30 protein-coding genes and 1 tRNA gene are annotated in these 24,514 nt (G+C 69.6%); 14 read left to right on the top strand and 17 right to left on the bottom strand.

Going from position 1 to position 24,514, the window contains the following annotated elements; genetic code table 11:
* Positions 1–6 precede the first annotated feature (6 nt).
* Together KLK06_RS49975 and KLK06_RS49970 are read right to left on the bottom strand one after the other, a co-directional pair.
* Positions 7–1,308 carry a HAMP domain-containing sensor histidine kinase gene (locus KLK06_RS49975; RefSeq protein WP_214642895.1) on the bottom strand — a complete coding sequence of 434 codons (1,302 nt, stop codon included), beginning with the start codon at positions 1,306–1,308 and terminating at the stop codon, positions 7–9.
* Positions 1,305–1,982, bottom strand: coding sequence for a response regulator transcription factor (locus KLK06_RS49970; RefSeq protein WP_214642894.1), 678 nt, complete (start codon positions 1,980–1,982; stop codon positions 1,305–1,307). The genes KLK06_RS49975 and KLK06_RS49970 overlap by 4 nt, the downstream gene beginning before the upstream one ends.
* A gap of 72 nt (positions 1,983–2,054) precedes the next feature.
* Here KLK06_RS49970 and KLK06_RS49965 point away from each other — a divergent pair, with 72 nt between their 5' ends.
* The gene (locus KLK06_RS49965; RefSeq protein WP_214642893.1) at positions 2,055–2,525 is read left to right on the top strand and encodes a hypothetical protein; all 471 of its coding nucleotides are present in this window, start codon (positions 2,055–2,057) and stop codon (positions 2,523–2,525) included.
* Positions 2,526–2,614: 89 nt separating this feature from the next.
* Positions 2,615–2,995 (top strand): hypothetical protein, encoded by a 381-nt coding sequence (locus KLK06_RS49960; RefSeq protein WP_214642892.1) that lies wholly within the window; start codon positions 2,615–2,617, stop codon positions 2,993–2,995.
* Here KLK06_RS49960 and KLK06_RS49955 read toward each other — a convergent pair.
* Complete coding sequence (locus tag KLK06_RS49955) at positions 2,971–3,465, bottom strand: DUF523 domain-containing protein (RefSeq protein WP_214642891.1); 495 nt, start codon at positions 3,463–3,465, stop codon at positions 2,971–2,973. The two genes, KLK06_RS49960 and KLK06_RS49955, sit on opposite strands and share 25 nt — an antisense overlap.
* Entirely contained in the window at positions 3,435–4,790 is a 1,356-nt protein-coding gene (locus KLK06_RS49950; protein WP_214642890.1) for a DHA2 family efflux MFS transporter permease subunit, read from the bottom strand. Before KLK06_RS49950 ends, KLK06_RS49955 begins: the two co-directional genes overlap by 31 nt.
* Positions 4,791–4,844: 54 nt before the next feature.
* Between KLK06_RS49950 and KLK06_RS49945 the strand changes: the two genes are divergently transcribed.
* The 6 genes from KLK06_RS49945 to KLK06_RS49920 all read left to right on the top strand — a co-directional run bounded on the left by KLK06_RS49945 (position 4,845) and on the right by KLK06_RS49920 (position 9,173).
* A complete protein-coding gene (locus KLK06_RS49945) occupies positions 4,845–5,534 on the top strand; it encodes a TetR/AcrR family transcriptional regulator (protein WP_214642889.1) in 690 nt (229 codons plus the stop codon).
* A 10-nt stretch (positions 5,535–5,544) separates the two neighbouring features.
* A complete protein-coding gene (locus KLK06_RS49940; protein ID WP_214642888.1) occupies positions 5,545–5,907 on the top strand; it encodes a hypothetical protein in 363 nt (120 codons plus the stop codon).
* Positions 5,904–6,284 (top strand): hypothetical protein, encoded by a 381-nt coding sequence (locus KLK06_RS49935; protein ID WP_214642887.1) that lies wholly within the window; start codon positions 5,904–5,906, stop codon positions 6,282–6,284. The genes KLK06_RS49940 and KLK06_RS49935 overlap by 4 nt, the downstream gene beginning before the upstream one ends.
* Before the next feature lie 31 nt (positions 6,285–6,315).
* The gene (locus KLK06_RS49930) at positions 6,316–6,984 is read left to right on the top strand and encodes an SRPBCC family protein (RefSeq protein WP_214642886.1); all 669 of its coding nucleotides are present in this window, start codon (positions 6,316–6,318) and stop codon (positions 6,982–6,984) included.
* 126 nt (positions 6,985–7,110) lie between these two features.
* Complete coding sequence (locus KLK06_RS49925; protein WP_214642885.1) at positions 7,111–8,352, top strand: MFS transporter; 1,242 nt, start codon at positions 7,111–7,113, stop codon at positions 8,350–8,352.
* Positions 8,349–9,173 (top strand): metal-dependent hydrolase, encoded by an 825-nt coding sequence (locus KLK06_RS49920; RefSeq protein ID WP_214642884.1) that lies wholly within the window; start codon positions 8,349–8,351, stop codon positions 9,171–9,173. Before KLK06_RS49925 ends, KLK06_RS49920 begins: the two co-directional genes overlap by 4 nt.
* 70 nt (positions 9,174–9,243) lie before the next feature.
* On the opposite strand, the gene KLK06_RS49915 is transcribed toward KLK06_RS49920, so the two are convergent.
* Positions 9,244–10,137, bottom strand: a complete 894-nt coding sequence (locus tag KLK06_RS49915; RefSeq protein WP_214642883.1) for an RNA polymerase sigma-70 factor — start codon at positions 10,135–10,137, stop codon at positions 9,244–9,246.
* Positions 10,138–10,213: 76 nt separating this feature from the next.
* On the opposite strand from KLK06_RS49915, the gene KLK06_RS49910 reads away from it, so the two are divergent.
* Positions 10,214–10,286 (top strand) — tRNA-Ala (locus KLK06_RS49910).
* A 77-nt stretch (positions 10,287–10,363) separates the two neighbouring features.
* On the opposite strand, the gene KLK06_RS49905 is transcribed toward KLK06_RS49910, so the two are convergent.
* The 3 genes from KLK06_RS49905 to KLK06_RS49895 all read right to left on the bottom strand — a co-directional run bounded on the left by KLK06_RS49905 (position 10,364) and on the right by KLK06_RS49895 (position 12,412).
* A complete protein-coding gene (locus KLK06_RS49905; RefSeq protein WP_214642882.1) occupies positions 10,364–11,368 on the bottom strand; it encodes a HEAT repeat domain-containing protein in 1,005 nt (334 codons plus the stop codon).
* Between the two features lie 6 nt (positions 11,369–11,374).
* Positions 11,375–12,043, bottom strand: coding sequence for a HEAT repeat domain-containing protein (locus tag KLK06_RS49900; RefSeq protein ID WP_214642940.1), 669 nt, complete (start codon positions 12,041–12,043; stop codon positions 11,375–11,377).
* A 66-nt stretch (positions 12,044–12,109) separates the two neighbouring features.
* Positions 12,110–12,412 (bottom strand): discoidin domain-containing protein, encoded by a 303-nt coding sequence (locus KLK06_RS49895; RefSeq protein ID WP_250907299.1) that lies wholly within the window; start codon positions 12,410–12,412, stop codon positions 12,110–12,112.
* Between KLK06_RS49895 and KLK06_RS60890 the strand changes: the two genes are divergently transcribed.
* A complete protein-coding gene (locus tag KLK06_RS60890) occupies positions 12,348–12,485 on the top strand; it encodes a hypothetical protein (protein ID WP_250907277.1) in 138 nt (45 codons plus the stop codon). The two genes, KLK06_RS49895 and KLK06_RS60890, sit on opposite strands and share 65 nt — an antisense overlap.
* Here KLK06_RS60890 and KLK06_RS49890 read toward each other — a convergent pair.
* Complete coding sequence (locus tag KLK06_RS49890; RefSeq protein WP_214642881.1) at positions 12,482–12,646, bottom strand: hypothetical protein; 165 nt, start codon at positions 12,644–12,646, stop codon at positions 12,482–12,484. The two genes, KLK06_RS60890 and KLK06_RS49890, sit on opposite strands and share 4 nt — an antisense overlap.
* A 59-nt stretch (positions 12,647–12,705) precedes the next feature.
* Between KLK06_RS49890 and KLK06_RS49885 the strand changes: the two genes are divergently transcribed.
* Positions 12,706–13,068: a DUF1304 domain-containing protein gene (locus KLK06_RS49885; RefSeq protein ID WP_214642880.1), complete on the top strand. Its 363-nt coding sequence runs from the start codon at positions 12,706–12,708 to the stop codon at positions 13,066–13,068.
* Between the two features lie 13 nt (positions 13,069–13,081).
* Here KLK06_RS49885 and KLK06_RS49880 read toward each other — a convergent pair whose 3' ends face one another.
* The 3 genes from KLK06_RS49880 to KLK06_RS49870 all read right to left on the bottom strand — a co-directional run bounded on the left by KLK06_RS49880 (position 13,082) and on the right by KLK06_RS49870 (position 15,378).
* A complete protein-coding gene (locus KLK06_RS49880; protein WP_250907298.1) occupies positions 13,082–13,615 on the bottom strand; it encodes a GtrA family protein in 534 nt (177 codons plus the stop codon).
* 137 nt (positions 13,616–13,752) lie between these two features.
* Entirely contained in the window at positions 13,753–14,496 is a 744-nt protein-coding gene (locus KLK06_RS49875; RefSeq protein ID WP_214642878.1) for a hypothetical protein, read from the bottom strand.
* 66 nt (positions 14,497–14,562) lie between these two features.
* Complete coding sequence (locus tag KLK06_RS49870) at positions 14,563–15,378, bottom strand: SAM-dependent methyltransferase (protein ID WP_214642877.1); 816 nt, start codon at positions 15,376–15,378, stop codon at positions 14,563–14,565.
* Between the two features lie 184 nt (positions 15,379–15,562).
* Here KLK06_RS49870 and KLK06_RS49865 point away from each other — a divergent pair, with 184 nt between their 5' ends.
* Positions 15,563–16,432 carry an intradiol ring-cleavage dioxygenase gene (locus KLK06_RS49865; protein WP_214642876.1) on the top strand — a complete coding sequence of 290 codons (870 nt, stop codon included), beginning with the start codon at positions 15,563–15,565 and terminating at the stop codon, positions 16,430–16,432.
* Positions 16,433–16,445: 13 nt separating this feature from the next.
* Here the strand turns inward: KLK06_RS49865 and KLK06_RS49860 are convergent, their stop codons facing one another.
* Entirely contained in the window at positions 16,446–16,955 is a 510-nt protein-coding gene (locus KLK06_RS49860; protein ID WP_214642875.1) for a type II toxin-antitoxin system prevent-host-death family antitoxin, read from the bottom strand.
* 95 nt (positions 16,956–17,050) lie between these two features.
* On the opposite strand from KLK06_RS49860, the gene KLK06_RS49855 reads away from it, so the two are divergent.
* Positions 17,051–17,767: a phytanoyl-CoA dioxygenase family protein gene (locus tag KLK06_RS49855; protein ID WP_214642874.1), complete on the top strand. Its 717-nt coding sequence runs from the start codon at positions 17,051–17,053 to the stop codon at positions 17,765–17,767.
* Between the two features lie 7 nt (positions 17,768–17,774).
* Here the strand turns inward: KLK06_RS49855 and KLK06_RS49850 are convergent, their stop codons facing one another.
* Positions 17,775–18,293 carry a hypothetical protein gene (locus KLK06_RS49850; RefSeq protein WP_214642873.1) on the bottom strand — a complete coding sequence of 173 codons (519 nt, stop codon included), beginning with the start codon at positions 18,291–18,293 and terminating at the stop codon, positions 17,775–17,777.
* A gap of 126 nt (positions 18,294–18,419) precedes the next feature.
* The gene (locus KLK06_RS49845; RefSeq protein WP_214642872.1) at positions 18,420–19,802 is read right to left on the bottom strand and encodes an amidase; all 1,383 of its coding nucleotides are present in this window, start codon (positions 19,800–19,802) and stop codon (positions 18,420–18,422) included.
* A 148-nt stretch (positions 19,803–19,950) separates the two neighbouring features.
* Here KLK06_RS49845 and KLK06_RS49840 point away from each other — a divergent pair, with 148 nt between their 5' ends.
* Positions 19,951–20,196 carry a hypothetical protein gene (locus tag KLK06_RS49840; protein WP_214642871.1) on the top strand — a complete coding sequence of 82 codons (246 nt, stop codon included), beginning with the start codon at positions 19,951–19,953 and terminating at the stop codon, positions 20,194–20,196.
* A gap of 52 nt (positions 20,197–20,248) precedes the next feature.
* On the opposite strand, the gene KLK06_RS49835 is transcribed toward KLK06_RS49840, so the two are convergent.
* Positions 20,249–20,437: a DUF4236 domain-containing protein gene (locus KLK06_RS49835; protein WP_214642870.1), complete on the bottom strand. Its 189-nt coding sequence runs from the start codon at positions 20,435–20,437 to the stop codon at positions 20,249–20,251.
* 65 nt (positions 20,438–20,502) lie between these two features.
* Complete coding sequence (locus KLK06_RS62745; protein WP_214642869.1) at positions 20,503–24,510, bottom strand: Ig-like domain-containing protein; 4,008 nt, start codon at positions 24,508–24,510, stop codon at positions 20,503–20,505.
* Positions 24,511–24,514 lie beyond the last annotated feature (4 nt).

Here is a 24,514-nt window from a genome sequence, read left to right as displayed (position 1 = left end):
TGCTCTTTAAACCGCTCTTAAGGTTGGCTTAGGCGGCTTTTCAGTACGGCGGATCCAGACCTGTACCTGGGCCCCGCCCAGTGACGAGCGGTCCAGCCGAAGCGATCCGCCGGACGACTCCGCCAGCCGGCGGGCGATGTCCAGGCCGAGCCCGGTCGAGCCCGCGCCGCTGGTGCCCCGCTCCAGCGCCGCCTCCGGGTCGGCGATGCCGGGACCGGCGTCGGAGATCAGGATGCCGACCGTGTCCTTGCCCTCATGCAGGGACACGCTGAACGCGGTGCCTTCGGCCGTGTGCCGGAACACGTTGCCGAGCAGCGCGTCCACCGTCGCCGTCAGCTCGGCCGCGGGCACCGGCACCCGTACCGGCAGCGTCGCGCCGATGAGCTGCCACGGTCGCTGCTGGTCCTCCGCCAGCGCCGACCAGAACGTCAGCCGGTCACGCAGCACCTCCGCCGCGTCGCAGGCCCGGTCGGCGCGTGACGGCCGCCTGGCCGCGGAGATGATCGTGTCCACCTCGCCCTCCAGCCGGGCCAGCGCCTGCCTGCTCGGCTCGGCCTGCGTGCCGAGCTGGTCGAGGCTGAGCCGGAGCGCGGTGAGCGGCGTACGCAACCGGTGGGACAGATCGGCGGCCAGTTCGCGCTCGGCGGCGAGCAGGTGCGTGACCCGGTTGGCCATCGCGTTGAACGCCGTGGCCGCCGCGACCAGCTCCGGCGGTCCCTCGGGATGGATGCGCTCGCTCAGGTCGCCCGCGCCCAGCGCGGTGGCCGCCGAGCCGAGCCGGCGGGCCGAGCGGACCACGCGGGCGCCCAGCCGGTCGCCGACCAGCACCGAGCCGAGCACGAGCACCACGGCCACGCCGGTCAGCACCGCCCAGGACGTGCCGACCCCCCGGTTCAGGTCGTCGGCCGGCACGAACACCTCGATCACCGCGCCCCGGTCACCGTCCAGCGCGACCGGCCGGAGCAGCACCTGGCCGGCCGGCAGCTCGACGGTGCCGGCCCTGGTCTGTGCCGCCGCCCGCGCCACGTCGGCGGCCGGGGCGCGGGACGTGCCCGCGGTCGGGCCGCCCTTGACGTGGATGGCGAGCAGGCCGCGCCGGCCCGCGTCGGTGCGGGCCATCGCGTGGGCCAGGTCCTCCGTCCTGGTCGTCAGGGCCAGCACGGGGACCAGCGCCGACGCCTGGCGTTCCGCGCCGGCCACCGCCCTGCTCCGCGCGGTCTCCTTGACGATCAGGGCGAGCGGCACCAGGAAGGCCAGCGCCACCATCGAGGTGACGGCGACCATCAACACGGCCAGGGCTCGCCTCATCGGGGTGCGGACAGCATGACGCCGACGCCTCGGACGGTATGCAGGTAGCGGGGGTTGGAGGCGCTTTCGCCAAGCTTGCGGCGCAACCATGACAGGTGCACGTCGATGGTCTGGTCGTCCCCGTACGCCTGGTGCCAGACCTCGGTCAGCAGCTCCTTGCGGGTGACGACCCGGTCGGCCCGCGTGGCGAGGTAGGCGAGCAGGTCGAACTCGCGCCTGGTCAGCGTGAGCGGCCCGCCGTCCAGCGCCGCCGCCCGCCGGTTGGTGTCGACGACCAGCCCGCCCACCCGCAGCACCTGCGGCGGCGGCGCGGATCTGGCCCGGCGCAGCACGGCGTCCAACCGGGCGCCCAGGTGCTCGCCGGAGAACGGCTTGACCAGGTAGTCGTCGGCGCCCGCCGCCAGTAGCCGGACGATCTCGGTCTCGTCGTCGCGGGCCGTGGCCACGATGACCGGTACGTCGGAGATGCCGCGCACCATCTTCAGCGCCTCCGAGCCGTCGAGGTCGGGCAGGCCGAGGTCGAGGATGACGGCGTCCGGCGGGTGCTGCGAGATCTCCCGCAGCGCGTCCAGGGCGCAGCCCGCGCTACGTACCGCGTGCTGCCGGCCGGCCAGCTCGCGGATGATCGCCGATCGGACGAATTCATCATCTTCGACTACAAGAACCGTCGCCATTCACCCCACCCGTACATAATTCGTGTCATGCGCCGAGCCTTTAGATACGTCGTGATCTGGTGTGGTGCCACCGTGGTCGCGATCTCAGTGTCGTGGTTCGGTGTGCGCGGCGTCTTGCGTACCGAGTTCGTGGACGATGTCCAAGTTGAGCCGTTCGTGGCGCAGGCGGTCTCGGACGGCGACCGTACTCCCACTAAAACGCCCACCCCCACCCCTACGCCCACGCTCACGCCCTCCCCAACGGTCACGCCCACGCCCACCCGCACTCGGACTCGTACCAAGCCCGCGGTGCGGAAGACGCCGGCGCCCGCACCCACGAGGACCCCGAAGAATCTGCGGGTGGTGTCGGTGAAGGGCGGTGAGGTGGCGTTCACGCTGGGCCCCGAGGGCTGCCGCCTGGTGTCGGCCACCCCCAGAGGCGGCTACACCGCCAAGGTCGCCAGGAACACCGGCTGGATCAGGGTGGACCTGGTCAAGGGCGAGCACGGCTCGGGCGTGTGGTGCATCAGCGGCGAGCAGCGCACCGACACCTGGGAGTACTGATGACGGGACGCTCACTACTGCGGACGGCGTAGCCGAGCCATCGACTTGGGGCCGATTCCGATCATCGCGCGAGGTGCCAGCGTAAGGGCATGGACGCACTGCGGAAAGCGCTGGGAGCCCTCTCGGTGGCCTATGCGCTGATCTTCTTCTGCGCGGCGCTGCTGCACACCGGGCTCGCGCTCGGCCCGCTGCACCAGCCCGTGATCGTACCGGCGACGATCGTGGAGACGTTCTGCGGCGCGGTCCTGCTCATCGGTGCCCGCGGTGCGCTGACCGGCCGGCCGTGGGCGTGGGACGGGCTGATCTACACGCACGCGGGGGCGCTGGCCGGGGTGCTGATGGGGGTACTCGCGCTGGCGTTCGGCGCGGCCGAGACGACCACGCTGAACACCTGGTATCACCGCACGATGGCGATGCTGCTCATCGCGGGCCTGGCCGGCGCGCTCTACACGTCGAGGCTGCGTAGGTAGGCGGCGGCCTCGGCGATGTGGTCCTCGGTGAAGACGCGGATCCCGTTGAGCTCCAGCAGTGCCGTGGTGACGCCCTGGCCGGGCGTGCGGCGGCCCTGGAACGTGCCGTCATAGATGGTCAGCGCGCCGCACGAGGGGCTGCCCTCCTTCAGCACCGCCAGCCGTACGCCGAAGGACCGGGCGACGGCGAGCGCCGACTGCGCGCCCGACAGGAACTCGGCCGTGACGTCGGATCCGTCGGTGGTGAGCACGCGGGCCGCCCCCGACAGCACGGCCGCGCCGCTCACCCCGCCCTCGATCTCGGCGGCCGGGCGGGGGATCGGCAGCCCGCCCTCCACCTCGGGGCAGAACGGCACCAGGCGGCCCTCCTCGTGCCAGGCGGCGAGCAGCGCGTCGGCGCTGGTCTTGGCGCCGCCGTCATAGCGCACCCGCCGGCCCATCAGGCAGGCGCTGACGAGGACTCTTTCCATACTGCCGATCCTATGAGCGCGATCGGCACCAGCGAGACGGCGGCCAGCGCGATCGCGCAGCCGAACGCGTAGGTGAACGGCTCGGCGACGCCTGCCCTGGTGAAGACCTGAAGGAGTACGGCCAGCAGTGCCACGCCGAACGACGACGCCAGGCGTACCGAGATGGTGCTCAGCGTCGAGGCGGCGGGCATGGCGGCCCGGTCGAGCGTCTTGAACGCGGCGGCCGCCACGGACGGCGCGACCAGCCCGTGCCCGAGACCCAGCACGAACATCGGCACGAGCCCGCCGAACAGCACGAACCCCAGCACGCCGAGCGTCGCCAGCACCACACCCGCCGCCCCGACCCCGCGCGGCCCGCTCCGGTCGGTGAGCTTGCCGGCGATCGGCATGGTCAGGGCGGCGCCGGCGCCCATCGGCGCCAGCAGTAGCCCGGCGTCCAGCGCGTCGCCGCCCTGAGCGAGCTGGCTGTAGAGGGGGACGAGCACGGTCACGCCGAACAGCGCGGCCGAGTAGCAGATCAGCGCGACCACCGCGGCCGCGAACGTCCGGTCGCCGAACAGCCGCAGGTCGAGCAGCCCGCCCGGAGTCCGCACCGCCCGCACCGCGAACACCGCCACCAGCGCGAGCCCGCCCCACAGCGCCGGATGGGCGAGCGAGGCGCCGTTGCCCACCTCCGACAGGCCGAAGACCAGCGCGGCCAGGCCGGGGGAGAGCAGCGCCAGACCGAGCACGTCGAGGCGGCTGCCAGCGCTCGGCCGCCCACCGGGCAGCAGCTTGATCGCGGCGAGCAGGGCGATGACGCAGACGGGCAGGTTCACCAGGAACAGCCAGCGCCAGTCGAGGTTCTCCACGATCACGCCGCCGAGCAGGGGGCCGAGCACCGGGGCCAGCATCGCGGGCACCGAGATCATGGCCATTCCCCGGCCCATCCGGTCCTGGCCCGCGGCCTGGGCGATCATCGCCTGGCCGGCCGGCATGAGCAGGCCGCCGCCCAGTCCCTGGACCGCGCGGAAGGCGATCAGGGCGCTCACCGACCAGGCCGCGGCGCTCAGGGCGGAGCCGCCGGCGAACAGCACCAGCGAGGTCAGCCAGACCGCCTTCGTGCCGAACCGGCCGACCGCCCAGCCGGTGACCGGGATCGACATGGACAGGGCCAGCAGGTAGCCGGTGATCACCCACTGCATGGTGGACAGCGTCGTGTGGAAGTCGCGGGCCAGGGCGTTGACCGCCACGTTCATGATCGTCGTGTCGAGGATCGTCATGATCACACCCAGCAGGACCACTAGACCGGTTGTCTTGAGGGGATCTCGTACGCTGTATCGCATGCCGTACAGCGTAACATTATTCGTACGGTGTATCGGCTCGCTTAGACTGAGCCCGTGAGTTCCGTCTGGTCGCGGCCCGCGCCGCAGCGACGTCCCGCGCTGACCCGGGAGGCGATCGTGGCCGCCGCGATCGCGATCGCCGACGCCGAAGGGCTGGGGGCGGTCTCCATCCGGCGGGTGGCCACCGAGCTGGGCGCCCGCGCGATGACGCTCTACTCCTACATCGAGCGCAAGGAAGACCTGCTCGACCTGATGGCCGACGAGGTCGCCGCCGAGGTGCTGGTGGACGAGCCGCTGCCGGAAGACTGGCGCGCGGCGATCCTGACCATCGCCCGGCGCGAGCGGGAAGTCGTACGCCGGCATCCGTGGCGGGTCGACCTGGTCGCCCAGCGCGTCTCCGTCGGGCCGAACGGGCTGCGCCATGTCGAGCAGTCGCTGGCCGCGCTCGACGGGCTGGAGGTGGACCAGTTGACCAAGTGGCGGATCCTGGCCACGGTCGACGACTACTCGCTGGGCTACATCATCCGTGAGTCGCTGGAGCGCGCCGCACCCCGCACGATGGGGGTCAACGACGCCGAACGAGCCGCCATCGCCGAGCCGTACATGCGGGAGCTGGTCGCGAGCGGTGCGTTCCCGCGACTCGCGCCGCTGATCGAGGGTGGCGTGGCGGGCGCCGACGACACCTACGAGCGAGGGCTCAACTGGCTGCTGGACGGAATCGAGGGCGACCTACCCGGGCGATAGCCTTTTCCCGATGAACACCACCGTCGCCACGATCGTGATCGTCGGCTCGCTGCTGCTCGCCCTGGCGAGCCTGATCACCGCGATCCGCAACCGGCCCATGGGCATGGTCCTGCTCATCGGGTTCGCCGTGCTGGAGGTGGCGGTGCTGGTCCAGGCGGGCATCGTGATCGCCGCGGTGGTCGGTGGCCAGGGGCCGGCCGCGAAGGCCACGCTCTACGGCTACCTCGGCGGCCAGGCGGTCATCCCGCCGGCGGGCGTCTTCCTCGCGCTGGCCGAGCGGAGCCGGTGGGGGCCGGCGATCCTGGTCGTGGCCGGGTTCGCGATCGCGGTGATGACGGGCCGGCTGCTGCAGATCTGGCAGGGTCTCCCGTGACCGCGCCGTCCCTCGGCAGCGGGCCAGGGCGGGCGCTCGTCGCCGTCTACGGGCTCTTCGCGCTCGCCGCGGGCTCGCGGGCCACGGTGCAGATCGTCACCCGGTTCGGGGAGGCGCCGCTGGCGTACACGCTGTCGGCGTTCGCCGCGCTGGTCTACATCCTGCTCACCGTCGCGCTGATCCGTGGGGCGCGCACCCTCGCGCTGGCGGCGCTGGGCGTCGAGCTGGCCGGCGTGTTGCTCATCGGCACGGCCAGCGTTCTCGATCCGGCCGCCTTTCCCGAGGCGACCGTCTGGTCGGTTTATGGGAAGGGTTACCTGTTCATCCCGCTGGTCCTGCCGTTCGTCGGCCTCTACTGGCTGTTGCGCAGGCGTTAACCGCTCGCGGGGCTGGGCAGGGGCCACCCCCATGAGCACGATCGAGCACTCAGTAGATGTCCAGGTCCCCGTCAGGGTGGCATACAACCAATGGACGCAGTTCGAGAGCTTCCCCGAGTTCATGGAGGGTGTCGAATCCGTCAAGCAGCTCGGTGACACGCGTACGGCGTGGGTGACCGAGATCGCGGGAGTGAAGCGCGAGTTCGAGGCCGAGATCACCGAGCAGCATCCGGACGAGCGGATCGCCTGGCGATCGACCGACCGTCCGCACCAGGCGGGTGTGGTGACCTTCCACCACCTCGACCCGAACACGACCAGGGTCACGCTCCAGATGGAGTACGACCCCGAGGGGTTCCTCGAGACGGCCGCCGACTGGCTGCAGATCGTCCGCCTGCGCATCAGGAACGACATGGAACGCTTCAAGTCGTTCATCGAGTCGCGCGGCGGCGAGACCGGCGGCTGGCGCGGCGAGGTGCCCGGACCGCACCAGAGCGGCTCCCGCTACGAGCCCGGCGACCAGCCGGTGCCGCCCGGGACCGGGGACCGGATGCCGCCCGGCACCATCGGCGGTGGCGGCGAGTTCCCCGGGGGCTCCACGCTCCCGCCGCCCGGCCCGGTGCCCGGCCCCCCGCCCGGCCCGGTGCCTGGCCCGCCGCCCTCGCGTAATGAGCCGCCGCAGGGTCGGCCGCCCGTTCTGTGATGGTTTGACGTCAAACCCCCCGAGTGTCTCGGGGGGTTTTGTCGTGGTCAGGAATAAATGCGTGTTTCGGCCCTGTTAAGATGGCGATTCATCCCATGACTTGATGAGTGGAGGAACCGTCCCCGCATGAGCGTGCTCGCCGCCCAAGAGACCAAAGGCAGATCCCTCGTCTGGCTCCTCGTGCTGGGAATCGTCCTCGCGGCGCTCAACCTGCGCACCGCCGTGACCAGCGTGGGCCCCCTACTTGATCAGCTCGCCGGCGCGCTCGGCATGTCGAGCGTCGGCACCGGCCTGCTCACCACGCTGCCGGTACTGGCCTTCGCCACGGTCGGCGCGATCACACCCACGCTGGCCCGCCGCGTGGGCGAGCACCGGCTGCTGCTGCTCGCGCTCGTCACGCTCGGCACCGGCATGCTCGTGCGGTCGCTGGTCGGCTCCGCGCCGGTGTTCCTGCTGAGCAGCGCGGTCGCGCTGTCGGGCGGGGCCGTCGGCAACGTCCTCATCCCGACGCTGATCAAGCGCCACTTCCCGGCCAGAACCGGGATCATGACCACCGTCTACACCGTCGCACTCGCCGTCGGCACCATGCTCGCCGCCGCGGCCACCGTGCCGATCGAGCGCGCGTCGGGTGACTGGCACATCGCGCTCGGCGTGTGGGCGGCCCTGGCCGCCGTGGCCGCCATTCCGTGGCTTGTGCTCCTGCGCAGTGAGCCGGAGCGGCACACCGGCCGGGGGGACGCGGGCATTCGCCGGCTTGCCCGGAGCAAGCTGGCCTGGATGGTCGCGCTCTACTTCGGCAGCCAGTCCATGATCGCGTACATCATGTTCGGCTGGCTCGCCACCATGCTCACCGAAGGCGGCTACACCACCGGCCAGGCCGGGTTGCTGCTCGGTGTGTTCACCGCGTTGAGCATCCCGGTCTCGATCCTGGTGCCCGTCATCGCCTCGCGCTTCTCCGACCAGCGGCCGGTCGTCGTCGGGCTCGTCGCCTGCTACGCCGTCGGCTTCGCCGGGCTGTGGTTCGCGCCGATCTCGACGGCGGCGGTCTGGGTGACGTTCGTGGCGATCGGCATGGGGTCGTTCCCGCTGGCGCTGATGATGCTCGCCCTGCGCACCCGTACGCCGGAGTCCACCGCCGCGCTGTCGGCGTTCGGGCAGAGCGCCGGGTACCTGATCGCGGGTGCGGGGCCGCTGCTCGTGGGGGTGCTGCACCAGATGACCGGTGGGTGGACGCTGCCGTACGCGCTGATCTTCGCGGTGCTGGTCGTGCAGCTCTTCACCGGCCTGTACGCGGGCCGGAACCGCTACCTCGAGGACGAGTCCGCGCCGCTGGACGACGAGCCCGTGCCTGCCAGAATAGGCGGATGAATTCGACAGTCGTCACCTTCCCCGACGGTCATGTCAGTGGCCGGTCGGAGATCGTCGGGGTCGTGCCGGCGGGGGGCCGGCACGGCCTCGTCGTCGCCGAAACCCCCTTCCACCCGCTTGATCACACCTGGCCGGACCAACCGGCCGACCAGGGCACGATCGGCGGGCTGCCGGTGGCCGACTGCGTCACGGGGGCCCAGTCGGGCACCGGCGAGATCTTCCTCGGCCCCGACATCCCGGTACGCCGGGGCACCGAGGGCTGGGCTTGGCTGGTCGTCCACGTGACCGACACCCCGCTGCCCGTGGGGACCGAGGTGGCGCTGGAGGTGGACCCCGGCCACCGGGCGGCGCTGTCGGCCGGGCACACCGCCTGCCATCTGGCCGCCCTCGCGCTCAACGCCGCCCTGGCCGGGCACTGGCGCAAGCCGGTGGCGCCGGACGGACTCGGCCACCCGGACTTCGACCAGAGCGCGATCACCTCGTCGCGGATCTCCCCCTTCGGCAGCGAGGATGTCTACCGCCTCGGCAAGTCCCTGCGTAAGAAGGGGTTCTCCGCCGACGGGCTGGAGCTCTCGCAGGTCGCCGCAGAGGTGAACGACCGGCTCAAAGCGTGGGTCATGGCCGACGCGGCGGTCCGGCTCGACGTGCCGGGGCCCGGGCTGACGGCCCGCCGTACGTGGCACTGCGCGCTGCCGGAAGGCGAGACGTCGATCCCGTGTGGTGGCACCCACGTCCGGCGTACGGGGGAGCTGGGGGCCGTCACGGTCGCGCTGTCCCTGGAGGATGCCGCGCTGACCATGCGCACCACTACTTCTCTCTGACGTTCTGGAGGAAGGCCGGCACCCGCTTCCACGGCACGGTGCTGGGCGGGCCTTTGACAGTGGTCGCGGGTCAGGAAAGGGCGTCGAGGTGGGCGATCTTCTCCGGGTTGGCGAGGAGGTAGATGGTGTCGATCTTGCCGTCCGTGATGAGCAGGGAGATGACGGTGACGACCCGGCCCGCGACCGAGACGACCATGGCGGGGGCGCCGTTCACGTTCGCCAGGCCGTACGACATGGTGGTGAAGTCCCCCACACCGATCGAGGCCATGAACTTGGCGATGCCCTCGGGGGTGGTGATGGACGCCAGGAAGCGCGTCACGTTCTCGGCACCGGTGAGGGCGCGCAGCGGGGCGCGGGCCTTGCCGCCGCCGTCGCTGACCAGCGTCACTTCACTGGACAGCAGGCCGATCAGCCCGTCCAGATCGCCGCTGGTGGAGGCGCGGATGAAGCGTTCGGTGATGCGCCGTCGCTCGCCGAGGTCCACGTCGAAACGGGGCCGCTTCTCCTGTACGTGCTCGCGGGCCCGCTTGGCCAGCTGCCGGGTGGCGGGCTCGGCCCGGCCGATGACCTCGGCGATCTCGGAGAACGGCAGGTCGAACGCCTCCCGCAACACGAACACCGCCCGCTCCAGCGGCGAGAGCGTTTCGAGCACCACAAGGAGCGCCAGCTCGACGGAGTCGGCCAGCTCCGCGTGCTCCGCGACGTCGGGCGCGGTGCTGATGGGCTCGGGCAGCCACGGGCCGACGTACGACTCCCGCCGCGACTTCACCCACCGCAGCCGGTCGATGGCCAGCCGCGACGTGATCCTGACCAGGTACGCCTTGGGCTCGGCGACGGTCGTCTCGTCCACGCCGGACCAGCGCAGCCACGCCTCCTGCACCACGTCCTCGGCGTCGGCCATGCTGCCCAGGATCCGGTACGCGACGCCGGTCAGCAGGCTTCGGTGGTCCTCGAAAGTCGACATAGGACTTAAGACGTATCACGGTGGATCGTGTGTGACACGGGCGCGCTGGGATTCCGATACACTGGGTGCGCAACAAGGGGCTATAGCGCAGCTGGTAGCGCACCTCCATGGCATGGAGGGGGTCTGGGGTTCGAATCCCCATAGCTCCACGCTGGACCGTTTGACGGGATCCCGTTCGATCATCTGGATCGGACGGGATTCCGCGTTTTCCAGGGTCTCGAGGCCGTTATCGTGCGTCGCGTATCCCGAGAATGTATGCCGCGGTAAGCGCGACGGCACGGTCCTCGTCATGTGACAGATCTGCGAGGGCTTGTGACGCTGTGGTTCCCGGGATGTCCGCGAGCGCCTGTGTCAGCCGTCGACGTGCGGACGGTTCGACGGTGCCGGGGGCAAGGCGATCAACTAGCCTGGCGGCGATCTGATCCGCCAACGCGGGACGACTCGACAGCGCGCTCAGCGCATCGGCGGCATCGACGTCATTCGTCCCCTCGACGACCATGTCAATGAGGGTCGGGACCGCGTCGGCCACTCCACGTGCCCCGAGTGCCAGAGCCGCATACCTGCGGACCACGATGTCGGGGTTCGTGAAGGCGTCCTGCAGCAGTGCGGTCGCCGCGCCGCTCGGGATCTCGGCAACAGACTGGACGGCACGTTTGCGCACCTCGGCTACGGGTGAGCCGAGGCCCTCCGCCAGCAGCGCCAATCCCTCATCGCCCGATTGCGCCAAAGCCCATCGAAGGGCTCCGGCGACGTTCGGGTCCGTCTCGCTCAGCGCTGCCTCGACCAGTGCTTCCACCGGCACCGCAACCTCTTCGACCGAGGACAAGGCCGCGCGCTGGCGCTTGCCGGCGCTCTTCGACCCCAACGCCTGGAGGAGCGCGACGATCTGGAGGACGTCCTCCCAGCCCGCGGGTTCCGCGGCTCCGACCCGACGCAGTCGCGTGAGCAGCTCCGTCTCAGCCGCGATGCGTTCTCGCGTCTGGCGGGTGAGGTCGTCGACGAGCTCTGAGGGGGTGAAGTCGGGATCATCGAGCGCGCGCCCGACTTCACGCAGCGACAGCCCCAAGGACCGCAGGCTCTCGATATGGAAGATCCGCCGGATGTCCTCGCTGGAGTACTCGCGATAGCCGGCATCGCTACGACCCGTCGGCCGCACCAGGCCGAGCGAGTCGTAATGCCGGAGCATGCGGGCGCTGACCCCGGACCGTCGTGCCACATCACCGATCAACACTGCCCATCACCCCTCCTGGCCGGTCGTGCCGAGGGCCACGACGCGCTTCGCCTCCTCGATCGCGAACCCGAACCCGGCATCCGGGTCGCGCAACAGCCGTTCCGTGGCGATCGCGTGCTCGCGTACGCGCGGGTCGAGGTCCGTCATCGCGGCGCGCAGCGTTGGCTCAATCACCTCACCGAGCGCGATCAGCGCCCGGCTGAGGCTCCGCTGCATCTCACGTTCGCCGCGCCCGAGCTGTGTCGACAACACTGCGGCCAACTCGGGCTCCTCACCTGCGGGCACGAGCACGACCGCTGCCCGCCAAGCGCTCCGCGCCACCTCATCGTCGGCGTCGGACAGCAGCTCCCGGGTGATCACCGGCCACGCTTGCCGATCCCCGATCTTGGACAGCGTGTGCAACGCCTGGCTTCGTGCCTGCGCACGCTCCGAGCGGACTTCCTGGAGAAGCTTGGAGAGCGTCGTTGATACTGCGTGGCGGGTGAGCGCCCAGGTAAGCATGTCGCGCACGTGAAATTCGGGTTCGATCGCGCATCGTTCGATGAGCTTGTCGATGAACCGCGGGTCAGGGGTCGTGCCGACCGCCAGCGCCGCCCGCAGCCGTACTGACGAGTTGCTGTCCTCCAACCCCTGGAAAGCTCGGATCGTATCCGTGTCCTGTTGTGGCATGGCCATCGGGACCACCTCCTTGGCAACAGTGAAGCCCTTGTCACCGTGTCAAGGTCAAGCGGGGTCACGTCGTCATTGCTCCGGAGTGCCGTACACGCTGACCTCCGTGAGATGGAACGACAGGTTGGCGCTGTTGTGGGTGCCGACCACCCGGACGTACCGGGCCTTCGCCTCAGTGGTCATGGTGTCTCCGGCGTCGGTCACGGCCCGGGTGCCGCGGCGGCCGCCGAGGGTGTACCAGGTGGTGCCGTCGAGGCTCCCCTCCAGCCGGTACTCGTAGGAGCGCCCGCCCCCGACATAGGTGCGCACGTTGACGCGTGAGATGTCGTTGACCGTACCCAGGTCGACCTGCCACCAGGTGGTGTCCCAGGTCAGCTGGCTGGCGAAGTACGGTGAGTTGGCGCGGTTGCTGTCGTTCGCGTGTTCCGGGCCCCGGCTCGGCTCCTAGCTCAGCGCGGTGACCGGTTTGCGGAGGCTCTGCAGCGTGTCCTGCGCGCCGTCGCGTGCGGTCGACGGGGTCGACACGGGATCGGTCAGCGACCAGTTCTTGCCGTCGTTGCTGCATGAGCTGGTGAGCCGGTCGCCGGACTTGCCGATGCGCACCTGCACGGGTGGTGTGAACCCGCCCACTTCCGTGTACGAGTCGAGCGTGACGTAATGTGTGCGGGATGTCCGTCATCGCCATAGTCGCGGTAGTTCTGATCGCCCTGCTGCATGTCTACATCCTGGTCCTGGAGATGTTCCTGTGGACCGGTTCCCGGGCGAGGGCCGCCTTCGGTACGACGGAGGAGTTCGCCGCCTCGACCAAGGTGCTCGCCGGCAACCAGGGTCTGTACAACGGGTTTCTCGCGGCCGGGCTGCTGTGGGGCGCCTTCGCTCCTGATCCGGTCGGTTTCCAGGTGAGGATCTTCTTCCTTGCCTGCGTCATCGTCGCCGGGCTGTACGGTGCCGCGACGGCGTCGCGCAAGATCCTCTTTGTCCAGACCGTCCCGGCCCTGGCCGCGCTGGCGCTGGTACTCCTGGCCCACTGAAGCCGGGTGCCGCTCACGATGCCCTTCGGGGGTTGAACACCCAGGTCCGCAACAGTACGAACCGGACGATGCCGGCCAGGCCGTTGGACAGGATGACGGTGACGAGCTCGGTGAGGGGCGACGTGGCCGAGGGCAGCAGGTCCAGGCTCACGGTGGTGATCGCGAGGGCGATGCAGAGGACGAGCATGCTCTCCAGGTGGGTGCGTACCGCGCCCGCCCGGCTGGTCCTCTCGAAGGTGAACCTGCGGTTGGCCGCCGTGCTGGCGATCGTGGTGAGGACCATGGCGGTCGCGTTGGCGGTGACGGAGGACACGATCATGCTCAGGATCGCGAACAGCAGCAGGTAGGCGAGCGTGCTGACGAACCCGATGATCATGTACGTCGGCAGTTGGCGGGCCATCCCGGTGGGCATCAGGGCCTGCCGGACCCAGGCGGCGAAAGAGTACGCCCGGTTGGAAACCCGTACTCGCTGCTCGTCATACCCGCCAACCGGCCCTTCGGCCGGTTGGCTTTCCGCCGTCTCGTCCCGAAGGGCCGTCCTCGTCATCGTGCTCACGACTATGACGATGTCGGGCCCCCATTGAGCAGGCGTGATGTGACCATTAACGTCGGCTGAGAAGTGCCGGCACGCTGCCGGGTTCGATCATGTAGGAGGCGGTGAGCGCGGCGATGACGCCGGAACGGTTAGTTGTTCATCTTGCTGGTCACCGTTTCGGGGTCCGGCGCCTTGATCGACACCTTGGTACCCCACCCGGTGAAGCGGCTGTCGATCGTGATGGTCTTGCCGTCGAATTCGCTCTTGTCGAACACCCCCGTCGCCGCGTACGAGCTCTTCACTCTGCTCACCAGCCCGGCGGAGGTGAGCGTGAGGGTGTAGGTGACCTTCTCGTTGTGCATGCGCAGCGGGATCGACGCGCCGAACCAGGGCGACACCTTCTCGAGCTCATCGAAGGTGATCTTCCCCGTGATGGTGCTCCTGGTCAGCCGGCCCTTCTTGATCAGCGCGGCTATGGTCTTCGGCTCGGCGGGGTTGATGACCTGCCCGAAGAAGCCGCCGGCGCCGCCGTACATGCCGCCGCTCTTGAGCCAGGTCTTGCCCTCCGGGAGGCGGTCGTTGAACAGCCCGCCCGAGGTGTAGCTGACCTTGCCGACACTGATACTCCGCTCGGGCTCGGAATTGGTGGCGTTGGTCTTGATGTCGGAGGCCGCGATGCCCTTGGCGTTGAACTGGAAGGTTCCCTTACGGTCCTGCAGTTTGACCTTGTCGTCGCCCGAGAGGGTGGTGGTCTCGGTGAACCGCACACCGTGCCCGGAGATCAGCTTGGTCTTCAGGGCTCGGACGGGATCCTTGGGGGTGGCGGCCTGCGCGGGAGTGGCGGGCACCAGCAGAGCGCCGCAGGCCACCAGGGCCGTGATCATCTTCTTCATGGAGCGTGATCATGCCGGAAGCGGATCACGGGCAGAGCACGAGGCGATCGAAGGGGACCCGGCTCTTCAGTCCTGGGGTGGCTTCTGGGCGACTCCGGCCAGGACCCAGGCCCTCTTCTCCTCCTGCTTGGAGACCGGGGCGTCGGAGCGCCACTGGCGGACGTAGATGAAGCCGGGCTCGACGAGGTCCAGCCCGTCGAAGAAGCGCAGCGCCTGGTCGCGGTTGCGCGGGCCGCCCTTGGGCCGGTTGAGGGCCTCCCGGAAGACGTCGGCGATCTGCTCGGCTATCTCGGGGCGGCCGTCGAAGACGGCGTGGGTGAGGCAGAGGAAGCTGCCGGGCGCCAGCCGCTCGCACAGCCGGGCCACGTTCTCGAACGGGTCGTTCTCATCGGGAATGTACTGGAGCGCGCCAATGATCAGCACAGCGACGGGCTGGTCGAAGTCGATCAGCTGGCCCAGGGCGGGATCGTCCAGCATGGCGTCGGGGTGGAGGATGTCGCCTTCGATCGCTCCGGTTCGCTCGTTGGTGGCGAGCAGCGCCCGCGCGTGGTTGAGCGCGACCGGATCGTCGGCGACGTAGACGACGTGGGCGCCGGGGTCCAGCGACTGGGCCACCTCGTGGACGTTCTGCTTGGTGGGGAGCCCGGAGCCGACGTGGATGAACTGCCGGACGCCCTGTTCGACGAGGTAGCGCACGACCCGTTCCCGGAATTCCTGGACGTACTCGCCCATCACCTTGGCGTCCGGGATCAGGGCCAGCACCTTCGCGGCGGCCTCGCGATCGGCGGCGAAGTTGTCCTTACCGCCCAGGAAGTAGTCGTTCATACGGGCAACGCTGGGAACACCGGCCGACACACCTGGCCGTTGGGGTGCGTCACTCATTCGTCGTCTCCTCGTCCCCCACGCGGTTATGAGGACAGTAGCAACCCCATGACCATCCATGGAGCCTTGTCCTATTTTGTACGGGCTGTGGCTCATGAAAAGTTCATCTGCCGCAAATGGGGTGCCAAGGCATGGATCGTACCTTTACTCCGTCAGCAAGAACACTCTTCCGGAAGGCAGTCACGTGGGACACGATCATGAGGGTCAGCGGGTCAGCCGGCGGCGGTTGATCGCCGGTGTCAGTTCGCTCGGGCTCGGTAGCCTGCTCGCCGCCTGCGGCCAGGACGCGCCGGCGGCGACCACCTCCACAGGGGCGACCGTGTCTCCGACTGCGACGACGACCACCACGGCCAAGGACGTCACCGCTCTGTTCGCCGAAGCCAACACGTGCACGTTGACCGCCACCACCACTCAGGGTCCCTACTACTTCGACGCGGACAAGGTCCGCAGCGACATCCGCGAGGATCGGAAGGGCACGCGGCTGCGCCTGATGTTCAAGGTCCAGGACAGCGAGAGCTGCAAACCGCTGGGGAACGCCGTGGTGGAGATCTGGCACTGCGACGCGGCCGGGCTCTACTCCGGAGCGGAGTCGCTGTCGACCGGGGGCGGCGGCCGGCCCAGCGGCAATCCGCCGACCGGCGCCCCGCCGAACGGTGGCCCGCCCACAGGCGCCCCGACGGGTGAGACCAGTGCGATGGACCTGACCCCGACGGACGACAAGCGCTACCTGCGCGGGGCACAGGTCACCAACAGCGATGGGATCGTGGAGTTCACCACCGTCTGGCCGGGGTGGTATCGAGGGCGGACGGTGCACATCCACGCGATGGTGCACTTCAGCAACGCGCGCGTGCTCACGACCCAGGTGATGTTCGACGAGGCGCTCAACACCAAGGTCTTCACGCAGTCGCCGTACGCGACGCACACCGGGCGGGACACCTTCAACGACGGTGACAGCATCTACAAGGACAGCATGCTGCTGAAGGTCACCGAGGAGGACGACGGCTACCTGGGGGTGATCGTCTTCGCGGCCGACTCCGACAAGGACGGCAAGTGATCCACCGCCCCGCTCAGGCCGGTGGGCGCAGGCGTCGCAGGGCCTCGTCGACGCTGTCGCCCTGGCCGCTGGCGATCGGGTTGCCGTCGGGGTCGCGGGCGACGGCGGAGTAGGCCGGTTCCGGCAGGTGGGTCAGCAGGATGGTGTGGCCGTCGCGGAGCAGGTCCTCCGGTGCCAGGCGAGGTCTGCCGACCAGGTGGCGGGCTCCGACCAGGGCGGCCACGGGGGTGCGGTGGCGGGTGAGCAGCACGGGGCCGCTCTCGTACGGCTGGGCGGCCTGCCGTACGAGGTCGCCGAGCTTGCGGCGGACCGTTGACAGCGGCAGGGCGGGCAGGCCGGTCAGCGGCCCGGACACTTCGGAGAGCGGGATCAGGGCGGCCCACTCCCAGCGTTCGCGGGTGATCGGCGTGGTCTTGCCGTCCTGGGCGGCGCGCACCAACCGGCCCCATTGGGCGCGAGCCTCCTCGACGCCGAGCGGGGGGCCGAGCCGGGCGACGAGTTCGTTGTACGGAGTGTCGGGCATCCGAGAAACGTAAGGCACCTTACCGATATAGTGCAAGCCGCCTTACGAAATCGCCCGCACGAAAATCGGTTGCGGCCCGAAATAGCGTGGTCGCCATGGATGATCTGGTGGAGTCGTTCGTGCGGGACGGCTTCGTGAAGCTGACGATCGGCACGCGTGAGCAGGGAGAAGCGGCGCAGGAGCTGCTGTGGAAGCAGATCGGCCTGTCGCCCGACGAGCCCGAGGGCTGGCGCGAGCCGGTGGTGTGGGCCGCGGACATGACCGGGCGGGGGCCGTTCGGTGAGCTGGTCAGGTCGCCCGTGCTGGCGGCCGGGTTGGACGCGGTGTGCGGGAAGGGCGGCTGGCAGCCACGCGGCGCGGCGGGCAACATCCCGATCCGGTTCCCACGGCAGCCCCCGGCCGACGACCGCGGCTGGCACGTCGACCTCAACCTGCCGCGGCCCGACGGCACCTGGGGGGTGACCGTCCGCGCGCACAACCTCCTGGTGCTGATGCTGTTCTCGGAGGTCGGTGAGTTGGACGCGCCGACCCGGGTCAGGGCGGGATCGCAGCGTGACAGCCTCGGGGCGCTGGGTGATCAGGTGTACGACCATGTCAGCGCGGGCGCGCTGTTGGACGCGGCCAGCCGGGACCGGCCGGTGGCGTCGGCGACCGGCTCACCGGGAGACGCCTATCTGGTGCATCCGCTGACCGTGCACGCCGCGCAGGAGCACCTCGGTGAGCGGCCCAGGTTCATGGCGCAGATGCCGTTCATGCTGGCGGCGCCGCTGGACCCGGCCGGGGACACGCCTTTGGCCAGAGCCCTTCGCTGAGCCAGGGTCACTGACTCCGCAGCCAGCCGGCGGCTTCCTCCGGGGTGCCGAAGCGCATCACCTGCAGAGGGGCGAAGCGTGGATCGTGGACGCGCCGCTGGATGTCCGCCCGCCGAACCCCGTGCTGTGACCACGCCCACCAGGCGGGGTGATCGCGGCGGAACCAGCCGGTCAGGGTCTCGCGATTACCGCCGAAGATCCGCTCACGCAGGAAGGTCCTGCGGAGCGAACGCCTGAGCACCCGGGGCATGATGACCCGCCGGGGAAAGTCCAGCCAGACCACGGTGTCGGCACGCTCCCAGAGCAGGTCGCGGACCTCGGGATAGCCGTAGGAGTCGAAGATCCAGGCCGGTGCAGAGGCGATCCGCGCCACCTGCGCGGCGAACTCGTCGTTCACGGCCCAGCCGGGGCCGGCGAAGTGCAGGGCGTCCATCTCGTGGTACGGCACCGCGAAGCGGGTGCTCAGGGCCCGTGCCATGGTGGACTTGCCGGCTCCGCTGATGCCGACCACGAGGATGCGCCGCATAGATCCGTCGCCCCTAGCTCGATCGGCCGGGCTGCGACCAGGCCTGTTTGTCGTCGTTGTTCACGATGAGCACCCGGGCGTCGGGAGTGTGTTCCATGAGTCCAGCATGGAACACACGTCCAACGATTATCGGGGGTGGATCGGCGTCAGGCGCGGGGTCCCGGCCTCGATGGCGGCGGCCGCGTCCAGGCACAGGTCCTCGCGGAAGCGCGGCCCGATGATCTGTACGGCCTGCGGCAGCCCGTCCGCCTGACCGGTGGGCACGGCGACCGACGGCAGCCCCAGCAGGTTGGCCACCACGCTCATGCGCAGAGCCGCCGGCCACCCGGCCACCCACTCGGGATCGAGATCGGCGCCGACCGGGAACGCGGGGATCGTGCAGATCGGCGCGAGGACCAGCGGGGTCGAGGCCGTCCATGCGTCCCACGCCCGCGCGATGGCGGCGCGTTCCATCATCGGGTCGAAGGCCGCCCGGCCGGCCGCTCGCGCCCAGGGCTCCTCGAAGGCGGTCCAGAACCGGACGAACCCCTCGGAGGCGATCGACTCGACGGGCGGCTGCTCCTCGTGGACGCGGCCGTACGAGGACATGATCTGGGTGTAGATCTCGGCGGCTCGGTCCAGGGCCGGCGGCAGGCTCTCCGTCACCTGGTATCCGGCGTCGGTGAGCAGCTTGGCCGCCTGCCGTACGGCGGCGGTGACCTGGGGGTCGGCGTCGAGTCCGGTGACCGCGGCCACGCCTGTCGGCGCCCCCGGGGCGGGGCCCCGCAGGGGCACAGGGGCGTACCAGGGGTCGCCCGGCGTGTGGCCGCACATGTGGTCGAAGGCCAGGCGCAGGTCGGCCACGCGCCGTGCGATCGGACCGTGCACGGCCAATAGCTGGAACCCGAACGGCGACGCCTGTCCTCCATGGGCGACCCGGCCCAGCGACGGCTTCAGCGCGGCGACACCGCAGCACTGGGCGGGCCAGCGCAGCGAGCCCGCCCCGTCGTTACCGATGCCGAGCGGGGTCAGGCCGGTCGCCACCGCGGCCGCGTCGCCGCCGCTGGAGCCGCCCGGCGTGTGGCCGGCCGACCAGGGGTTGCGGGTCGCGCCGCGCAGGGCGTTGTCGGTGTGCCAGCGCATGCCGAACTCCGGCATGTTCGTCCGGCCGATCGGGATCGCGCCCGCCGCGCGCAACTGGGCGATGTGCGGGGCGTCGCGCGGTGCGAGGGCGTCACGGAGGGCGACGATGCCGAGTGTCGTCGCCGAGCCGGCCACGTCGACGTTCTCCTTGACCGTCATGGGGACGCCGCAGAGCGGGCCCGGCGCCGTGCCGTCGCGCAGCGCGCGGTCGGCCGTGTCCGCGGCTTCGAGCGCCTGCTCGTCCAGCACCACCGTGATGGCGTTGACGTGCGGGTTCACCTCGGAGATCCGGGCCAGATGCGCCTGGACCACCTCACGGCTCGACACCTCCCGGACGCCGATCATCCGCGCCAGCTCTCCGGCGGCCAGTTCCCATAGTTCAGCCACGACGTTCTCCTCGGGGTAGCGGTGCCGAGGAATCTAGGGGGATTCACGAGAAAGAGGCAGTCTTGTGTTTTCCAGCGCTTAAGACGCTCAGGTCAGCAAATAGCGTGTTTTGCCTGCTCATGGGGTCTCTCCTGGCAAGGTGAAATTCATGCACTCCTCGGGGGAGGAACGCTGGGTTGAAGCGCTCCAAGAGCATGCGGCCCACCTGGCCTTCGCGGACTGGCAAGCCGGTCCGGACGACTGGACGAGCCTCTACACCAATTTCGAGGAGGACGGCACACCGATGACTGAGGTGGCCGTCTACCGGGGACACGAGCGCATTCATTTCCGCCGTTACACCGGCCCGGAGCTCACGCAGTTCTGGACGCGGCTGGTCAATGCGATCTCGGAGTGAGCCCAAGCCAAAGGGCCGGAGGCGATCGCCTCCGGCCCTTTGGGATATTGCGCTAATCGCGCCGGCTTGTCGTCTTGCGCCAGTGAAAACCGCCGGGCAGGTTGACGGACACCGTACGGCGGCCGTCCGCCGTGCGGGTGACCCGGAACAACCGGTTGCCCCAGCTGTGCCCGACGCCGCCGCGTGACAGGTTCAGCCGGAACGGCCCCAGCTTGACCGACTTTCGGTAGCTCCAGCCCATCGAGTTACCTCCATGAGATCGCGAGGGCCATCAGCTACCCGAAAACTGGCGAAATATTTACCGGATCACTCCACTGTCACCGTCGCCTTCGCGGGAACCGTGGTGCCCGCCACCTGCCCGGTCACCGAGAACGTCCCGGGGGAGCCGTACGAGGCGGGATCGATCGCCGCCCACGTGACCGCGACCGAGCTGTCCTTGGACCCGTCGTTGTACGTGGCCACGACGGTCGCGGGCAGCGACGGCGCGGTGCCCGCCCGGGTCCGTACCGCCTCCTCGGCGATCGAGGTGATGGTCACCGCCGGACTCGTCCGGACGTACACCGTCGCCTCGACGGGCGAGCGCAGGCCCTCGGCGAGCCCGGCGACCTTGAAGCTGGTGCCACCGGTCTTGACCTGGTCGGCGGTCACCTGCTGCCAGGTCACCGCGGCCTGGCCCCGGCCGCCGTCCGCGTACAGCGTCTCGACCGTGCCGGGAAGCCGCGGCAGCGTGCCCGCCACCGTGGGGACGTGCACGGGCCGCACCGAGTCCGGCGGCACCGCGTACGCCTTCCACTCCAGCAGCCCGACGGACGCCTGCCCGGACACCAGCTCGACGCGGAGCTTGGTCGTCGTCACCGTGTCGAACGAGACCGAGTTGTAGGCGTCGACCGCGGCCGGGTAGGAGGCGGCGCCGGTCACGTCCTCGAACGAGTCGCCGTCCCACGCTTGGATCTTCCACGACGCCGGGACGCGGACGCCGCCGTCGTCGTCGAAGAAGTACACCTCCGCCTTGTTCACCCGTACCGGCGAGGGCCAGTCGAGCTGCACCCACTGCGTGCCCTGCTGCGGCCAGGTGCCCCAGCGCGGGTTGGCGCCGTCGTTGGAGCGCGGCGGGTCGATGCCGTCGTTGATCGCCGTCACCTTCTCCCACGGTGAGGTGTAGGAGGCGGTCGGCGTCGCGTACGGCGCCACGTTCACCTGCGTGCCGAGGGCGCTCACCGTGACGGCGACGGTGCCGGACGCCGACTTGGCGCCGTCGGTGGCGGTCAGCCGCAGGTGGTACGTGCCCGCCTCGGTGAACGAGGCGACCGTGGCCGGGCTCGCCGGATCGGTGAAGAACGCCTCTCCGGGCCCGTCGACGACGCTCCATTGCATGCTGAGCGTCCCCGACGGCAGCCCGTCGTCCTTGACGATCGCGTCCAGCTTGGCCTGCCCGGGGCGGTTGAAGGTGGCATCCGGTACGGCCAGCACGTACGGAGCCCGGTTGCCCGCCGACGGCGGCGCCGAGCCGGTCGCGTACGCCTGCACCTCCTTCAAGCCCGTCGAGTAGCCGGGCCGGTGAGTGACCAGCACGCGCAGCTTCTGGGCGACGACCGACCTGAAGCGGACGTCGTTGAGGTTGGCCCGTGGATAGACCGGCTCCTTGGCCTGCCCGGGGACGTCCTTCCAGGTGGCGCCGTCGAGGTACTGCACCGAGTACAGGGCGGGCTCGCTGTAGCCGCCGACCTTGCGGTCGTTGGAGAAGTACAGCCGCAGCAGGTCGACGGGCCGGGCCGCGCCCAGGTCCACCTCCAGCCAGTCCTGCGTCTTGCCGGAGCCCTTGCTGCCCCAGTACGGCTCGTTGATCGTGAACCCGTCGACCGCGCCCGCCGGGTCACCGTGCGAGGCGGTGGCGGACTTGACCAGGTTCGGCCGGGTGGAGCCGAGATCGACCCCGGCCTTCTGGAACAGGTCCTCGACCCGGTCGCCCGACAGCTTCACCTCGGCCGGAGCCTTCATCGACCGGGCCGCCTCGGAGTGCAGCACCGTGCCACCCTCGACCCTGCCGGTCGCCGGGTCCCAGACGGCGTGCGCGAGCCCGGACAGCGTGACCTTGCGCTTGCCGTCGATGAGGATCGAGTAGCCCTCGGGCACGCCCGCGTAGTGCGTGGCGCCGTCGCCGGGTTTGTCCCAGACGATGCTCAGGTCGCTGCCGCGGTAGTTGATGCCGTTGACGGTGAAGTGGTCCCAGCCGATGTCGACCGGCCACAGCTCCACCTTGCCGTCGGAGCGCGGGCGCAGCCCCATGACGTCCTCGATGACCGTCCAGTTGCTGCTGCCGAGGATCGTGTGGTGGATCCACGAGCGGTAGTCGATGGACTTGGTGCTCGGGTTCCAGTTCGACCAGAACTCGTTGGCGTCCGGGTAACGGGTGTCGCCGCCGACGAACTGCGACCAGGCGTTCCAGTACAGCAACTGCTTGTACTGCTCGGCGGTGATGTACGGCGAGGCGTAGTCGCGCAGCGCCTTGGAGAACAGCGAGAAGTTCCGGGTCGAGTTGATCTGCGAGAAATTGTTCGACCCCGGCTGGCCCTGCGCGGCGGCCTCCGCTTTGTCCTTCTGATTAGCCGTATAGGCCGGGAAAATCGGATATTCAGCAGGGTCGGCCCATAGGCGGAGTGCTTCCCGATATTTCGGGTCGTCCGTCGGGACCAGGCCGGTCGCGTACGGGATGTAGTTGTTGGATTCCTTCCACGGAATCAGGTTGCCGGTCTGCAGGTCGCGGTGCTTGAACAGCTTGTTCTGGTCGTCCCAGAGCAGGGTGAGGATGCCGTTCTTCACCTTGTCCGCCACGCCGCGCATTTCGGTGGCCTTCGCCGAGTCGCCGATCAGCGTGTACGCCTGCGCCGCCGCCATCGCGTTGGCGTAGACGTAGGCGCCTTCGAGCCGCTCGTTCGCCCGGTCGTAGTAGTGGAACGACACCGCGTCGGCGTCGTTGCCGGTCATCGCCTCCCAGTCGTACTCGATGACCCCGTTCTTGTTGGAGTCGTACGCGTTGAGCTGCCCGTAGACGTCCTTCTCCGCGTAGCGGGCGAGGTTGCGCAGGATCGCGGGCTGCCCGCCGTGGAGCTGGTAGCTCTCCAGCGCCGAAGCCGAGATGTACTGGGTGTAGCTGTTCGACCAGTTCTCCGGGTCACCCGGATTATCCGTATATTTCGAGTTACGCGATACTTCCCCGGCTGAGACCCAGGGGCCGTACGAGTAGATCGGATCCCGCAGGTACTTCAGGTCCTGCAGGAACATCGGCACGGTCAGCACGATCGCGTTGTTGTAGCCGAGCGCCCCCTCCACCGACGTCGGGAACTGGAAGTCGTTCCCCGGAATGTCGGCGTCGAGGAAGTTGAACCTCATCAACCACCAGCGGTAGTAGACGAACTTCTTGATGTTCTCGTCCGGCACGTCGATGTACGGCAGGTTCTCCGCCCACCAGGCGTTGTAGTCCTGGAGCTGCCGGCGCAGCGCCTTCTCCGGCGAGCGCCCCTTGTAGCCGTCGTACTCCGACCGCGACCCGGCCAGCTCCTCGGTGACGAACCCCAGCTGCACCTTGGTCCGCACGGTCTTGCCCGGTTCGACGGCGAGCGTCCCCTTCAGCGTGCCGTCCGCGACCTTCAGGCCGTCGCCGCTGAGCCGGGGGAAGATCGTGGTCAGCCGGTTCTTCGCCGCCACGACGCCGGTCAGCTCGCGGTCGCCGTCCGCGGTCTTCGTGTACGGCGACGTCACCGTGACCGGTACGTCCACCTTCGCGGTGCCCGTGTTGGTGACCGCCAGCGTGGTGACCGCCACGTTCTCCTGCGTGATGAACTTCTTGACGGTCACGGCCAGCCCGCCGCCCGCGTACTGGCCGGTCCAGTGGCTGGGCATCTGCAACCGCTTGCTCACGTCCTCCTTGAGGTCCGTGCCGAGCGAGACGGTGTAGGCGTCGCGATTGTCGATGCTCTCCCAGTACGCCACGCTGCCGCCGAAGCCGATGACCGAGGGGTCGTGCTCCTTCATGAACACCGCCCGGCCACGCGACATCAGCCACGTCCCCGCCGGGTCGTCGCCGGGGCGGGCCAGCATGCGGTCGATCCAGTACGAGTCGCCGCCCTTCTCCTTCTTGTAGATCTCCGCCATCATCTTGCGCGGCTCGTAGCGGACGGGCTCGGCCGGGACGGGATCTTCGCCGGTGAAGACCGGCATGCCGAGGTCGTCCTGGACGGCCGTGGCCGGGGACGCGGCGCCGAGCAGGCTGCCCGCGACGGCTAACGCGACCAGGCCCGGCAGGGTTCTGCGCACAAAG

Origin of the sequence: Nonomuraea sp. NEAU-A123 (assembly GCF_018603905.1) — a bacterium.
GTDB lineage: Bacteria > Actinomycetota > Actinomycetes > Streptosporangiales > Streptosporangiaceae > Nonomuraea.
Note: the sequence above shows the minus strand (reverse complement) of the source record. Positions and strands in the feature narration are given on the sequence as shown.

Excerpts from the sequence above, each read along its gene's own strand:
- KLK06_RS49855 (WP_214642874.1), top strand. The coding sequence starts at position 17,051 with ATGGATGATCTGGTGGAGTCGTTCGTGCGGGACGGCTTCGTGAAGCTG.
- KLK06_RS49850 (WP_214642873.1), bottom strand. The coding sequence starts at position 18,293 with ATGCGGCGCATCCTCGTGGTCGGCATCAGCGGAGCCGGCAAGTCCACC.
- KLK06_RS49870 (WP_214642877.1), bottom strand. The coding sequence starts at position 15,378 with ATGAGTGACGCACCCCAACGGCCAGGTGTGTCGGCCGGTGTTCCCAGC.
- KLK06_RS49885 (WP_214642880.1), top strand. The coding sequence starts at position 12,706 with ATGTCCGTCATCGCCATAGTCGCGGTAGTTCTGATCGCCCTGCTGCAT.
- KLK06_RS49925 (WP_214642885.1), top strand. The coding sequence starts at position 7,111 with ATGAGCGTGCTCGCCGCCCAAGAGACCAAAGGCAGATCCCTCGTCTGG.
- KLK06_RS49960 (WP_214642892.1), top strand. The coding sequence starts at position 2,615 with ATGGACGCACTGCGGAAAGCGCTGGGAGCCCTCTCGGTGGCCTATGCG.
- KLK06_RS49975 (WP_214642895.1), bottom strand. The coding sequence starts at position 1,308 with ATGAGGCGAGCCCTGGCCGTGTTGATGGTCGCCGTCACCTCGATGGTG.
- KLK06_RS49840 (WP_214642871.1), top strand. The coding sequence starts at position 19,951 with ATGCACTCCTCGGGGGAGGAACGCTGGGTTGAAGCGCTCCAAGAGCAT.
- KLK06_RS49915 (WP_214642883.1), bottom strand. The coding sequence starts at position 10,137 with ATGTCGACTTTCGAGGACCACCGAAGCCTGCTGACCGGCGTCGCGTAC.
- KLK06_RS49900 (WP_214642940.1), bottom strand. The coding sequence starts at position 12,043 with ATGGCCATGCCACAACAGGACACGGATACGATCCGAGCTTTCCAGGGG.
- KLK06_RS49970 (WP_214642894.1), bottom strand. The coding sequence starts at position 1,982 with ATGGCGACGGTTCTTGTAGTCGAAGATGATGAATTCGTCCGATCGGCG.
- KLK06_RS49835 (WP_214642870.1), bottom strand. The coding sequence starts at position 20,437 with ATGGGCTGGAGCTACCGAAAGTCGGTCAAGCTGGGGCCGTTCCGGCTG.
- KLK06_RS49955 (WP_214642891.1), bottom strand. The coding sequence starts at position 3,465 with ATGGAAAGAGTCCTCGTCAGCGCCTGCCTGATGGGCCGGCGGGTGCGC.
- KLK06_RS49920 (WP_214642884.1), top strand. The coding sequence starts at position 8,349 with ATGAATTCGACAGTCGTCACCTTCCCCGACGGTCATGTCAGTGGCCGG.
- KLK06_RS49875 (WP_214642878.1), bottom strand. The coding sequence starts at position 14,496 with ATGAAGAAGATGATCACGGCCCTGGTGGCCTGCGGCGCTCTGCTGGTG.
- KLK06_RS49930 (WP_214642886.1), top strand. The coding sequence starts at position 6,316 with ATGAGCACGATCGAGCACTCAGTAGATGTCCAGGTCCCCGTCAGGGTG.
- KLK06_RS49880 (WP_250907298.1), bottom strand. The coding sequence starts at position 13,615 with ATGACGAGGACGGCCCTTCGGGACGAGACGGCGGAAAGCCAACCGGCC.
- KLK06_RS49860 (WP_214642875.1), bottom strand. The coding sequence starts at position 16,955 with ATGCCCGACACTCCGTACAACGAACTCGTCGCCCGGCTCGGCCCCCCG.
- KLK06_RS49950 (WP_214642890.1), bottom strand. The coding sequence starts at position 4,790 with ATGCGATACAGCGTACGAGATCCCCTCAAGACAACCGGTCTAGTGGTC.
- KLK06_RS49940 (WP_214642888.1), top strand. The coding sequence starts at position 5,545 with ATGAACACCACCGTCGCCACGATCGTGATCGTCGGCTCGCTGCTGCTC.